This window comes from Psychrobacter sp. Ps6, from assembly GCF_022129235.1.
GTDB lineage: Bacteria > Pseudomonadota > Gammaproteobacteria > Pseudomonadales > Moraxellaceae > Psychrobacter.
In genome coordinates this window covers 198,216-210,525 of record NZ_JADQAI010000003.1, presented here as the reverse complement: position 1 = coordinate 210,525, position 12,310 = coordinate 198,216, and the positions used below count along the sequence as shown (strand labels likewise).

At 44.1% G+C, this 12,310-nt stretch carries 11 protein-coding genes; 2 read left to right on the top strand and 9 right to left on the bottom strand.

The features are described 5' to 3' along the window. The first annotated feature begins 220 nt into the window (after positions 1-220). Positions 221-1,834 carry an acetyl-CoA C-acetyltransferase gene (locus tag I3255_RS05155; RefSeq protein WP_269117270.1) on the top strand — a complete coding sequence of 538 codons (1,614 nt, stop codon included), beginning with the start codon at positions 221-223 and terminating at the stop codon, positions 1,832-1,834. A gap of 184 nt (positions 1,835-2,018) precedes the next feature. Next, a complete protein-coding gene (gene ppk2 / locus I3255_RS05150) occupies positions 2,019-3,116 on the top strand; it encodes a polyphosphate kinase 2 (protein ID WP_238037536.1) in 1,098 nt (365 codons plus the stop codon). A 129-nt stretch (positions 3,117-3,245) separates the two neighbouring features. On the opposite strand, the gene I3255_RS05145 is transcribed toward ppk2, so the two are convergent. The 9 genes from I3255_RS05145 to I3255_RS05105 form a co-directional block, all read right to left on the bottom strand. Beyond that, a complete protein-coding gene (locus I3255_RS05145) occupies positions 3,246-3,593 on the bottom strand; it encodes a PilZ domain-containing protein (protein ID WP_238037534.1) in 348 nt (115 codons plus the stop codon). A gap of 112 nt (positions 3,594-3,705) precedes the next feature. Beyond that, on the bottom strand, positions 3,706-4,836 hold the full coding sequence (locus I3255_RS05140) for a DNA polymerase III subunit delta' (RefSeq protein WP_238037532.1): 1,131 nt from the start codon (positions 4,834-4,836) through the stop codon (positions 3,706-3,708). A gap of 95 nt (positions 4,837-4,931) precedes the next feature. Beyond that, a complete protein-coding gene (kdsB, locus tag I3255_RS05135) occupies positions 4,932-5,744 on the bottom strand; it encodes a 3-deoxy-manno-octulosonate cytidylyltransferase (protein WP_238037528.1) in 813 nt (270 codons plus the stop codon). Between the two features lie 45 nt (positions 5,745-5,789). Next, positions 5,790-6,911 (bottom strand): tetraacyldisaccharide 4'-kinase, encoded by a 1,122-nt coding sequence (gene lpxK, locus I3255_RS05130; RefSeq protein ID WP_238037525.1) that lies wholly within the window; start codon positions 6,909-6,911, stop codon positions 5,790-5,792. 102 nt (positions 6,912-7,013) lie between these two features. Next, the gene (gene msbA, locus I3255_RS05125; RefSeq protein WP_238037522.1) at positions 7,014-8,801 is read right to left on the bottom strand and encodes a lipid A export permease/ATP-binding protein MsbA; all 1,788 of its coding nucleotides are present in this window, start codon (positions 8,799-8,801) and stop codon (positions 7,014-7,016) included. 71 nt (positions 8,802-8,872) lie between these two features. After that, a complete protein-coding gene (locus I3255_RS05120; protein WP_238037519.1) occupies positions 8,873-9,304 on the bottom strand; it encodes a biopolymer transporter ExbD in 432 nt (143 codons plus the stop codon). 70 nt (positions 9,305-9,374) lie between these two features. After that, positions 9,375-10,088, bottom strand: a complete 714-nt coding sequence (locus tag I3255_RS05115) for a MotA/TolQ/ExbB proton channel family protein (RefSeq protein WP_238037517.1) — start codon at positions 10,086-10,088, stop codon at positions 9,375-9,377. A 101-nt stretch (positions 10,089-10,189) separates the two neighbouring features. Beyond that, positions 10,190-11,332: a ParB/RepB/Spo0J family partition protein gene (locus I3255_RS05110; RefSeq protein ID WP_238037514.1), complete on the bottom strand. Its 1,143-nt coding sequence runs from the start codon at positions 11,330-11,332 to the stop codon at positions 10,190-10,192. A gap of 104 nt (positions 11,333-11,436) precedes the next feature. Next, on the bottom strand, positions 11,437-12,216 hold the full coding sequence (locus I3255_RS05105) for a ParA family protein (protein WP_238037511.1): 780 nt from the start codon (positions 12,214-12,216) through the stop codon (positions 11,437-11,439). Positions 12,217-12,310: the final 94 nt, after the last annotated feature.

Sequence of the window (12,310 nt, the reverse complement as noted above, 5' to 3'; positions counted from 1 at the left end):
CTATTAGCGTCTTAACCAGTACATTTAAAGCTGTCATTGAACTTATATAAGCGACACATCGTTTGCTAAAGATATACATTAAACGAGCACAAAACGACTTATCATACACAGCGATACTAGGCGATAAATGATAATATTTGATTTTTGCTTAACATGACTTTGCCACTTTTTTTATGTTTACCCTTCAATTTTTCTGCCCATACTTTTTAAGGATAATATTATGAGTAATAAAAACAACCACCCTGATAGTCCAGTTGTTGAAAGTACTGTTGTTAAAGCCAGCGATGCAAAACCACAAGAAACTGCTGAAAACAATGAGCCTGCTAAAACTGCTGACGTTAAAGCTGATACTAAGGCTGATAACGCACAAGCTGAAAACACAAAAAAAGAAGCGCCAGCTACTAAAAAATCTGACGCTAGAGAAACTGATACCAAAAGCCCAGAGACTAAAGACACCACTAGCAAAAAATCAGATGATGAAAAAGTAGAAACCACAGCGGCTAAAAAACCAGCGACTGCTGCTAAAAAAACAAGTAAAACCAAACCTGCTTCGAACCAAAATCGTGTGGCAATCCTAGGTGGTAACCGTATCCCATTCGCGCGCTCAAATGGCTCATACGCTGATGTTAGCAACACAGATATGCTGACAGCTGCCCTAGACGGCTTGGTTGAGCGCTACAACTTGCAAGACGAAGTCATCGGTGAGGTGGTTGCTGGTGCTGTTATGAAGCTAAGCCGCGATATCAACTTGACTCGTGAAGCAATGTTGAATACTGCATTGAACCCACACACGCCAACTTACGATATCTCACAAGCTTGCGGTACTGGCTTGCAAGCGACCTTTGCTTCTGCCAACAAGATCGCACTTGGTCTGATCGATTCGGCCATCACTGGCGGCGTAGATACCACCTCTGATGCGCCTATCGCTATTGGTGACGGCTTGCGTAAAGTATTGATCAAACTTGGTGCCGCCAAAGACAATAAACAACGTCTAAAAGCATTAATGGGTCTAAATCCAAAAGATTTGATTGATTCACCGCAGAATGGCGAGCCGCGTACTGGTCTATCAATGGGTGAGCATCAAGCCATCACCGCGCTTGAGTGGAACATCACTCGCGAAGCTCAAGATGAGCTTGCCTTTAACAGTCACAAAAACCTAGCACGTGCTTATGACGAAGGTTTCTTTGACGACTTGATCACGCCATACAAAGGCCTGACTCGTGACAACAACTTACGTCCAGATACCACGCTAGAGAAGCTAGGCAAATTAAAGCCAGTCTTTGGCAAAAAGAACGCCAACCCAACCATGACTGCTGCCAACTCGACGCCACTGACTGACGGTGCTTCTTGTGTCCTATTGGGTACGGATGAGTGGGCAAAAGAGCACGGCTTAAAACCACTGGCTTATATTGTTCATCAAGAAACAGCAGCAGTAGATTTCATCGGTAAGTCTGGCACGACAGAAGGCCTACTCATGGCACCCGCTTATGCGGTACCACGTATGCTTGAACGCGCGGGCCTGACGCTACAAGACTTTGACTTCTATGAGATTCATGAAGCGTTTGCCTCACAAGTATTATCGACACTGGCTGCTTGGGAAGATGAGACATTCTGTGAAGAGCGCCTAGGTCTTGATGCGCCACTAGGATCGATTGATCATAGCAAGTTAAACGTAAACGGCTCATCACTAGCAGCGGGTCATCCATTTGCTGCAACTGGTGGTCGTATCTTAGCCACCGCTGCGAAACTACTGGATCAAAAAGGCTCAGGCCGTGCGCTAATCTCTATTTGCGCCGCTGGTGGTCAAGGCGTAACGTGCATCTTAGAAAAATAAGCCTCATAAATTGTGAATCAAAAATATATGCTGACTAATTATTTTAATCAGCATATATCTATCCATAAAAAATGCCCTTTAACTATTTAAAGGGCATTTTTTATTGTCTGTACTTTGCTATGATAGAACCGACCTAGATAGTAGCCTCTTAAAAAAGCCGATATGCCAAACAAAGGTAATATTTATGGGTAAGACAGAATTTCTACTTAAAAAAAAGTTTCTATTAAGAAAAATGAGGCAAATCATTTTTGGCTCTGAAAAATTGGTAACGACAAAACCCATTACAACCAGTGATTTTCAGTCTTTAACCACTAAGGAGGATTTAGATCGGTACAATCAGGAGCAAGCCATCCTGTCTGAACGTATCGAAAAAGACATTCTTGATGATGAACTGCGTCGAAAAATGCATCAAGATTTAATTGATACCTATGATGAAGAATTAGAAAATGAAATAGATGATTATGCGCGTGACTTTCGTTTTAACGGACGTGAGATGAGTGAGCAAGAAAAACTGGATCGGCGCACCTATTTCCATGAATTGGTACGATTGCAGCGAGAACTTATCAAGCTGCAAGACTGGGTGGTCGCAAATGGTGAGCGTATCGTCGTTATCTTTGAAGGGCGAGACTCTGCTGGCAAAGGTGGGGCCATTAAACGTATCACTCAGCGGCTCAATCCGCGAGTTTGCCGTGTTGCCGCCTTACCTGCTCCAACGGAACGTGAGCAGACACAGTGGTATTTTCAGCGCTATGTCGCGCATTTACCAGCCGCAGGTGAGATCGTCTTGTTTGATCGCAGCTGGTACAACCGAGGCGGTGTTGAGCACGTCATGGGTTTTTGTACCGATGCGCAGTATGAGGAGTTTTTTCAATCGGTACCAGAGTTTGAGCGCATGCTCGTGCGATCAGGCATTCGCTTAGTCAAATACTGGTTTTCTATCACCGACGATGAGCAGCATGCACGTTTTATGAGTCGGATATATGATCCGCTAAAACAGTGGAAACTCTCACCAATGGACCTGCAGTCACGCAGGCGCTGGGAAGACTACACCAAAGCAAAAGAGACCATGTTTGAGCGCACTCATATTCCTGAAGCGCCATGGTGGGTCGTTGAAGGTAATAACAAAAAGCGCGCTAGGCTCAACTGTATTGCGCACTTACTCGAGCAAATTCCTTACAAAGAAATACCTCGTGACGAGATTGAATTGCCCAGTCGCAAACGCGATGATGAATACTACCGCGAGCCTATTCCTGATGATATGTACGTACCGCCGCGCTACTAGCACTAACTGATACAAATATATGTCCTAAAAAAAGCCTTATAAAGTTATAAGGCTTTTTTATCGATTATAAAGTACCACTATGATGGCTATCTATAGAGACGCCTAGGTTTTTGAATTAAGTGGTATGAACTACATGGTATAAGTCGATTGTAAGCTATCAATTTTTCCCGCTAATAATCGCTCGACTTCGTTTTTAATTCTTTGTCCAGCGATATCACTACCAATTTGCACCGCAAAGCCTGCTGGTCGACCAGCTTGGGTCTTGGAGTTGATCCAAACAACTTTACCATTCATTGGCAAGCGCTCGCTAGAGTTAGGTAATGTAATAGCGATAAACACTTCGTTACCCAATTGCTGCGGCTGATCGGAAGGCACAAATAGCGCGCCATTATTCACAAAAGATAAATAGCTGGCATACAGCGTGTCGATACTTTCAATGTTACAGGTTAAAATCCCGCCGCGTCCTGGCATTGCCATAGTCAGCTTCCTTTATCAATTGGGTCTAATGTATTTTTATGAGTTATTGAAAGGTTATAAATAAAAACGATTGTGAGTTATTAGGCACTGATGAAGCGCTATATCACGACTTTTACAAGTCAGCTAATTCTTGCATTAGCTTATCATAGGCAAATTTTTCTTGCACATTTTGTTGCAAAGCAACTTTGGTTTGCTGCAAGCTGGTGGCGAATGTCTCTAGTCGGCTATCGGTGGGTTGATAAGATTCTAGTGTAGCCGATAGTTTGATATCTTTTTGTAGCTCACCAAGCCCTAAACAAACACGGCGCATATCAAGCAGCATCAGCTCAGACAGTTGAATAAACTCTTTGATACTTAACTGACTTTGCCAATAGTCACTTGCTGCTACGCTACTACGCTTACCACTACGTAGCGCTTGCCATGTAGTCAGCCATAGAGCACGCTTGCCATACCACGGTGCCTGTGCCAATGCTAACGCAGCAAGTGGCGCTCCGTTCGCTAGCTGTATAAGCTGTTCAATCGCCATTTTGCCAACGGCTTCACGATTGATCGTATGACCGAGTGCTTTTGTCACATAATCGACAGCAACAGTAGGCTCAATAGTCTGTAATGCCAACTGTTGTACACGACTCTTAATTGTTGGAAGTAACTGAGCAGGCGTATCACTGATTAAAAATAGGTAAACTTGTGCTTGTGGCTCTTCTAATGTCTTGAGTAGCGCATTGGCAGCAGCGACAGTCATTTGTTCTGCGTGATCCAACACGCAAATACGCATTCCTTGCCCGCCTTGATAAATAAAAGGCTGCAGGGCACGAATGTCATCTACTTTTATTTTAAGCGCGCTGCTGCTTGTGGTCTTGGTACTTTTTTTATCTTTTGCGCTGCTTGATTTGTCTTGAAGGGTGTCACTATCCGCATTAGTTGGCATACTCATAATTGGCAGCACTTGCAAGCTTGGATGAGTCCCTGACTTAAGCCATTGACAACTTTCACACGTGCCGCACGCGCCTAGCGGATTCATATCATGCTCGCGGCATAACAGCCAAGCCACTAACCGCCATACAAAGGCGCGTTTACCCATCCCCTGCATGCCAGCAGCAAGCAATGCATGCGGCAAGGACTGCTGCGTCAATACTCGCTGAGTCAATTGTGACCACAACGTCTGCTGCCATGGCAATAATGGCGCAAAATAGATACTATCTGAACGCTCTTGCGCGCCTACATTTGCTGTCAGGTCATTCATAGTTATAGCTCTATTGGCTCTATCACGTTTTCAGATATTTAGGATGCGGCACGCTAACGATACTCTGGATAATGTACGAGCGCTTGCTCAAACCATTATTTAGCAGGGTTTTGAAAATCAGCTAAGCTCATGGCATTTAAACGGTCCAGATCTTCTTGTGTATCGACACCCGCCGGCAGTTGACAAGCTGCTTCTGCAATGGCGATATGCTCACCATTTTCTAATACCCGTAGCTGCTCTAGACTTTCGAGTAACTCAAGTGGTGTCTGTGGCCAATGCACAAACTGCTGAAGCAGACTGACACGGTAGGCGTATAAACCCAAATGACGATACGCATTCTTTGGTGGCTGTCTTTGATTGTCATCCGCCAATACGATATCACGATCACAAGGGATCGGTGCTCGACTAAAATAAAGCGCGCGCTGTAGATCGTTATTATATTGACTGACCACTTTTACCACAGAAGATCGCTGGAACGTATCGTAATCATCGATAGGCTCACAGAGTGTCGCCATGACGCTGGCCTCATCCGCTACCAAAAGCGCCTGAACCTGCTCAAGCAGTAATGGCGGTACAAGCGGTTCATCGCCTTGCATATTGACCACAATATCATGATCAGCCCAGCCTTTAATAGCAGCGACTTCTGCCAAGCGGTCAGTGCCTGAAGCATGCTCGCTACTTGTCATCACCACATCAAAACCTGCATCGGTGCAAACCTTTGCAATACTCTCGTCATCAGTCGCAATACACATATCATCAGCAAAGGTTGCTGTTTTTGCCTTTTCAGCCACCCATAGTATCATCGGTTTACCATGAATGCTCAATAATGGCTTACCAGGTAATCGTGTGCTCTTGAAGCGTGCGGGAATCACAATATGGGTTTTGGCAGGTGTGGTGACAAGCGACATAGTTTATTCCTAAAAATTGTGTCAGTTTGACGTATTGACTATTATCTATGATGTCGTTTTTATACTAATATCAGAGTCAGCCTCAATACCCAAAGCTTTTAGTTGCTGGTTTAGATGATCATAACAGTTATCGGATAATACGGCTGTTACAGGCAAAACCCACAACCTGCTAACGAGCTCTGCATACTCATCACTTAATGCTTGCTCTGCCGTATAATCTGACAACAATGCTTTTATTTTTACCGCATCTTTACTGGTAACTATTATAGGATAATCGCTGTATTGTAAAAGCTCAGTCAAATTAAAGTCATAGTGATCAGGATAAGGATGCCCTATCACATCAAAACCAAGAGATTCTAACGTATTAAAAAAACGCTGCGGATAGCCGATACCGCTGGCCGCGTGTACTCTACTATTACTGGCAGGAACGACATTATCTATTTGCTTAATAGCTGTTTGAGGACTCCATAGACGTTGCAATTCATCAGCTTGCAAACGCATGGTCAAGCGCTCAGAGCTCTGTGGCTGATTACTACTTTTAGCCGAGTCTGTATTTGGTTTTTCATGATAAATAACATGAGCGCCTTTTAGTCGTGACATTGGCTCACGCAAAAATCCGGTTGGCAATAATTGCTCATTACCAAACCCCCGCGCGGCATCTACCACAATCCATTCTATATCCCGCTTGAGCGCATAATGCTGCAGCCCATCGTCAGCAATAATTAATTGCAAATCAGGCTCAGCATCCAACAAGGTAGTAATCGCTTGCTGACGATTGGGAGATACTGCCATGGCAGCGCCTGTCATATGAACAATCAAACATGGCTCATCGCCTACCACGTTGGGCAAACTAGTCGTGCTAACCAATGCCGGCATTTGGCTCGTATCACCACCATAACCTCGACTGATGACGCCGACTTTTGTGCCTCGTTTTTGCAAGTGATTGACCAAGGCGATAATTAACGGTGTTTTGCCGCTACCACCCACACTGATATTACCAATTACCATAACGGGTATAGGTGCGCGATAACTTGATAGCAACCCAACTTTATAAGCGTGACGACGAAGCAACATGATCAATCCATAAAGCCAGCTAATAGGTAGCAGTAGCCATAGCCAAAGCGCTTTACGCTGCCATGCACGGGTGACTGTTGTCTCAATGCTCATGGATAATTGCCATTCACCTATCGATTTGATTTCGTATTATGAAAAATAGTCCAATCTGAAGATATCTCAATATGCCAGCAATTAAAGCGGCTCTACCAAAGTCTACTCAAAATCTCGGGCATACATTTGCGCATAGTGCCCTTGCAGTGCCATCAACTCGGCATGTGTTCCAAGCTCAACGATTTGACCACTATCCATCACAGCAATACGATCTGCAGATTCAATAGTCGTTAAGCGGTGCGCAATTACCAATGTCGTACGGTTTTTCATGACGTTATCGAGCGCTTGCTGAATATAATATTCTGACTCATTATCAAGCGCACTGGTGGCTTCATCCAAAATCAAAATTGGAGCATCTTTTAACAGCGCACGAGCAATAGATAGTCGTTGACGCTGTCCGCCAGATAACTGCAGCCCTTCGGCCCCGATTTCGCTTTGGTAGCCGTTTGGCATTTTCATGATAAAGTCATGCGCGAAAGCCGCTTTTGCAGCCTGCTCGACTTCAGCTTGGCTCTTATTAGCCAAGCCACCATAAGCAATGTTATTAAATACTGTCGTATTAAATAGTACGACTTGCTGATTTACCATGGCAATTTGCGCACGTAGACTTTCTAATTTGATGTCTTCAATTGGTATATTATCTAAAGTAATTTGCCCAGAAGATGTCTCCAGAGTACGCGTTAAAAGATTCACTAAGGAGGACTTGCCTGCTCCGCTTCGTCCTACCAATGCAACCGTCTCGCCTGCTTTTATATTTAACGTAAAATCACGTAGAGCAACTGTCGAATCTGGATAAACCAAACTGATATTATCCAAAGACATCTGACCAGATAACGCCTTGCTGATAGTGCCTGTATCTTCCTCTTCTGGCTCATCAAGTAATGCAAAAATTGACTCACCAGCAGCAATGCCTTTTTGCAATTTTTGATTGATATCTGTCAATGAACGGACGGGCTTACTGAGCAGACCAGCTGCTGCAATATAAGAGATAAACTCCCCCGCTGAAATACCGCTAATAACTGAAGGTCTCAATGCAAGCCATACCACCACCGACATCGCTATCGCCATCAGCAGCTGTACTGCTGGGGTATTGATGCTATTGGTGACGACCACCTTCATGCCTTGGCGTAAGTTCTTTTTTGAAGTCTTATCAAAGCGCTCGGCTTCATATGCTTGTCCGCCATAATTTTTTACCACCTGATAGCCACTGATGACCTCATTGGTAATATGACTGACACTACCCATCGTTTTTTGAATACCTTTAGAGAGCTTAAGATAGCGCTTGGAGGCGATGCGAATGAGCCACAATATAGGCGGCAATACGACAAATAAAATGAGCGTCAAGCGCCAGTTGCTATAAAGCAAAAACCCTATCAATGCCACAACCGTCAAACCATCACGCAGCAAAGTCTTCATTGAGTCTGTACTGGCAGCGGTAACTTGCTCCACATCAAATATCAACTTGGATGAAATCGTACCAGCAGGATTGGCCAAATAGAACGAACTTGGCAAGCGCAGTAGTTTATTAAAAACCTCGACCCGCAGCTCATAAACCAAATTACGTGAGACCAAAGCCGAGTAATAGTTACCCAAAAAACTGCCCAAACCGCGTACGAAAAATAGCGCAATGATGAGTAATGGAAATAACGCCTGTTTGCTTCGACTACTTTGGTTAATGGCATCAGTAATATATTGCAACAGCTTGGCAATCCAAATCTCAGTTCCTGCATTGATAGCAAAGCCCAAAACAGTCAGTAGCAAAGCCCACCAATACGGCTTTAGATATCTTAATAGACGCAGTAAAGTCTTACTTTTTGGCGGACTAGACGAGGCTGCTGAAGGTTTTTTAGCAGAAGGGTTTGTAGAGTCAGGTGTGTAAGCTTGGCTCATAAAAGCCTCAATGTAGGTGTCATGAATGGGCTGTGCTTGATACACAGTTTATAATAATGATGCGGCAAATATTATTGCGGCAAAGTTTGACCAAGTGGGACAACGGTGCTGATATTTAAGTTCAAAAATCCGAGTTTACCAGCAACATCCATCACCCGTACGACAGATTGATGGGTAGCGTTGGCATCTGCTGCGATGACAAATAGCATATCGCGATTGGTTCCTGCTTCTTGTTGCAACATACTGGTCAGTTCAGCCTCATTGCTACTGGCGAGCGTAATACCATTAACCAAGTAACTGCCATCTTCTTGCACAGCTACTTCTATACTATTTTTTTGCTCTGTCTGCGCCACACCTTCTGCTTCAGGAAGGATAATATTTAAACGACTAAAATGATTAAAGGAAGTAGCCAATAGCAGAAAGACGATTAAAAACAATAAACAATCAATCATCGGCGTCAGATTAATTTCAAGTGGCTCAACAGTCGGTTTTCTAAAGCGCATATGAATCTCTTCTATTTACCTGCTGTTACGAACGTACTTTGAGCATCAAACTTAGTAGCAAATATGACTATTACATTGTCGCCATATTGGTTTTATCTATATTTAACCGATCGGGAACACGCTCATCAATAGTGGTCATACTATTAACAGGTGTCGCTGCGTGAGTATTGTCGAGCAATTGGTAGTCGTATAGCTCTTGAATCATCAGCCCTGCTTGAGTCTCGAACTGTGCATTGATGTCGATGATACGGCGCTGAAAGTATCGATACGCAACAAGCGCTGGGATAGCGACGATCATACCAGCAGCCGTAGTGATTAACGCTTGTGAGACACCAGCAGCAAGCATCGTTGGATCTTGCATCGCACCATCAGTAATCGCCAAAAATGAAGAAATAATACCTAATACAGTACCTAATAATCCAAGCAATGGTGCAATGGCACCAATCGTACCCAACATATTGATATTTTTTTCTAATTGATGGACTTGCACGCTAGCACGATTTTGCATGTGCATGGTCATAGACTCTAGGCCATACTGACGATAGAGCAAACCTGTCGCCAAGATATCACCAAGTGCCGTCTTCTCTTTGACATTCATCAATTGCGTACGGCCGATATCTCCATTTTCGCGTAAGCGAGTGATGAGCTGTTCACGCAGTCTGCTAGGCACAATCTTGCTAAATTGTAGTGTATGACTACGCTCAATAATGATAACCAACGCCAATATAGAACAGGCGACAATAGGTGTCATTAGCCAGCCACCTGCCTTTACTAACTCCCACATATTTGCTCTCTTCCATATTTTTAAAAACAGTTATGACGTAGATAGATTTATACGTAAATAGTCGTTACTAATAAATTAGTCCTACTAGCTTGCGTATTGTCTTATGCCTGCGCTTCTATGTGCTTAATCAAAGCAGCTAACTGGTCTTGACTGTGAAAAAAGATCTCGACACTGCCCTGCCCGTCTTTTTTGTGCTTAAGTTTTACCTCAGCACCCAGCATATCTGTCAGTCTTTGCGTGAGACGTTCTTCATCACGAGACTGTGCTTGTTCGACACGGTTGGCTTTGGGTGCAGGGTTCAAAATGGATTTGACCAGCTTTTCAGCTTCTCGCACCGTCATACCGCCATCGATGATTTTTTGCGCGATGATCGGCTGCTGCTCAGAAGACAATGCTAAAAGCGTTCGAGCGTGACCCATATCTAGCGCGCTATTTGCCAAATGATCTTTTACCGTATCATGCAATTGATTTAGACGTAGTAGATTCGACACCGTTGTACGCGCCTTGCCCACCACTTCAGCAATCATGGCATGACTCATACCAAACTCTGTATGAAAGCGTTGCAACGCCGCTGCTTGCTCGATCACAGATAAGTCTTCACGCTGGATATTTTCAATTAATGCCAGTGCAATGGCAAGCTCATCAGATAGCGCACGCTCAATCGCCGGAATAACTGACTTGCCTGCCATTTTTGCCGCGCGCCAGCGACGTTCGCCAGCGATAATTTCATGAGTGACAAATGCTTCACTCTTATCTTCATTGGCGAGCAATGGGCGAATAACGATAGGCTGCATCACGCCATGCTGTTCAATAGAGGATGCCAATTCTGCTAATGCCGTTTCACTCATATCACGGCGCGGTTGATACTTACCTGCTTGTAGACGCGTAACATCGATCTGCACGAGGCTGATTTGATCCTCTGAAGTGTTCACGTCTGTATTATTACCACGCGTTTTGCTGATAGCCGTCTTGTTTGTCACACGTGATGAACGAGTACTATTACTGACAGTAGTGTCCTTATCAGTGGATTTTACAGCCGATTTTTTACTGGCTTTGGGCGCAGCAGTATTGACGGGTGCAGTTTTCACAGGCATATTGATATCTAGCGTTTCAGCTGGCACGGCCATATCGCGTGCAGCCATATCATCTTGCAAGGCAGAGGCGGTGATTTGCTTTTCTTTCTTGATTGACCCTAATAAGGCATCTAAGCCTCGATTGGCAGCCAACCCTCTTTTCTTCGCCATGATTACCTATCCTCTAACGCTAAAATAAAAGCCTATTGATTACTACTGCGGCTTACTAAATACAATGTTAAGTGCTTTATCGTTCAAAAGCTTTTATAGAAAAACTAGCTGCTTTGCTTCATCACTTCAGCAGCCAGTTTTTGATAGGCGCGCGCGCCTTTTGACCATCTCTCATATGCAATAACTGGCAGACCATGGGCAGGTGCTTCTGCTAGGCGAATATTTCTTGGGATATGAGTCTTATACATAATATCGCCAAAATGCGCTTCTAATTCAGCAGACACATCACGGGCAAGCGTGTTACGCGCATCAAACAGCGTTCTTACTACACCGCGAATGTATAACTTAGGGTTTAATTCAGTGAGACGCTCAATCGTCTGTGACAAATCTGCTAGCCCTTCTAGTGCATAATATTCACACTGCATTGGAATAATCACACTATCAGTTGCTACTAACGCATTAATCGTTAGTAGGTTCAAACTCGGCGCACAGTCTATAATGACATAATCGTATGACGGCTTTTTTGTATTGGCTTGATCACTGACCAAATCTGCCATGGCCGTTTTGAACAATTCATGACTGTCAGTCTTACCCATCAACGTGATATCCATGCCAGCCAAATCACGATTAGCACCGATCACATCAAACCCTGCCGGACTGGTCACAATGGCTTCTGACAGCGCTACACCATCCAGTAAAACATCGGCTATAGTGAGCGTCAGATCGTTTTTGTCGACACCAGTACCGCTGGTTGCATTACCCTGTGGGTCTAAGTCAATCAGCAGTACGTGCTTGCGCTTAGCAGCTAAACTGGCGGTCAAGTTTACCGCCGTCGTGGTTTTGCCCACGCCGCCTTTTTGATTCGCAATTGCTATGATTTCCATACACTCACTCAATTTTATTAAGGTCTGTTACTGACTTTTTCTTTTAATTTATTTGACGCAGAATTTGCCGCTCAATATTATATGCTTATGCAGT

Coding starts and splice junctions, on each gene's coding strand:
- lpxK (WP_238037525.1), bottom strand. CDS start 6,911: ATGAGCATTGAGACAACAGTCACCCGTGCATGGCAGCGTAAAGCGCTT.
- I3255_RS05115 (WP_238037517.1), bottom strand. CDS start 10,088: ATGTGGGAGTTAGTAAAGGCAGGTGGCTGGCTAATGACACCTATTGTC.
- ppk2 (WP_238037536.1), top strand. CDS start 2,019: ATGGGTAAGACAGAATTTCTACTTAAAAAAAAGTTTCTATTAAGAAAA.
- I3255_RS05120 (WP_238037519.1), bottom strand. CDS start 9,304: ATGCGCTTTAGAAAACCGACTGTTGAGCCACTTGAAATTAATCTGACG.
- kdsB (WP_238037528.1), bottom strand. CDS start 5,744: ATGTCGCTTGTCACCACACCTGCCAAAACCCATATTGTGATTCCCGCA.
- msbA (WP_238037522.1), bottom strand. CDS start 8,801: ATGAGCCAAGCTTACACACCTGACTCTACAAACCCTTCTGCTAAAAAA.
- I3255_RS05140 (WP_238037532.1), bottom strand. CDS start 4,836: ATGAATGACCTGACAGCAAATGTAGGCGCGCAAGAGCGTTCAGATAGT.
- I3255_RS05145 (WP_238037534.1), bottom strand. CDS start 3,593: ATGGCAATGCCAGGACGCGGCGGGATTTTAACCTGTAACATTGAAAGT.
- I3255_RS05155 (WP_269117270.1), top strand. CDS start 221: ATGAGTAATAAAAACAACCACCCTGATAGTCCAGTTGTTGAAAGTACT.
- I3255_RS05110 (WP_238037514.1), bottom strand. CDS start 11,332: ATGGCGAAGAAAAGAGGGTTGGCTGCCAATCGAGGCTTAGATGCCTTA.
- I3255_RS05105 (WP_238037511.1), bottom strand. CDS start 12,216: ATGGAAATCATAGCAATTGCGAATCAAAAAGGCGGCGTGGGCAAAACC.